This window comes from Candidatus Symbiopectobacterium sp. NZEC135 (genome assembly GCF_025962695.1).
Genome location: NZ_JAGFPF010001510.1, coordinates 1 through 523 on the forward strand (window position 1 = coordinate 1; position 523 = coordinate 523).

A 523-nucleotide genomic window follows, 5' to 3' on the forward strand; every position below is an offset into this window, starting at 1 on the left:
GTATGCAGCGCGGTGATGACCTGGGCGGTCTATTTCAGCACCAGTCAGGATCTACGCCAACTGATGTATTGGATGCTGGGCGGATTCAGCGGCGTTGACTGGCGCTACGGGTGGTTGATGGTGGCGTTGCTGCCTTGTCTGGCGTGGTTAAGCCGCCAGGGACAGACGCTCAACCGTCTTTCGCTGGGTGAGATTCAAGCACGGCAGTTGGGGATCTCCGTTTACCGCTGGCGTAACCTTTTGGTGCTGGTCGTGGGCATTCTGGTGGGGATTAGCGTAGCGCTGGCCGGCGTTATCGGGTTTGTCGGGCTGATTGTACCCCATGCGCTGCGCCTGATCGGGTTGACCGATCAACGTTACTTACTGACGGGCTGCGGGCTGGCGGGTGCCATGACGCTGTCACTCTCTGACACCATGGCGCGCGTGGTGATCCCCTCGGCCGAGTTGCCTATCGGTGTGATCACCGCGACGCTCGGCGCACCGTTATTTATCTGGCTGCTGCTGCGCCAGGGTAATCCGGTAA

At 60.2% G+C, this 523-nt stretch carries 1 protein-coding gene; it reads left to right on the forward strand.

Features of this window, described 5'->3' with window-relative positions; all coding sequences use genetic code 11:
* A partial coding sequence (locus J5224_RS35080; protein ID WP_264629398.1) for an iron chelate uptake ABC transporter family permease subunit occupies positions 1-523 on the forward strand: 523 nt, incomplete at both ends.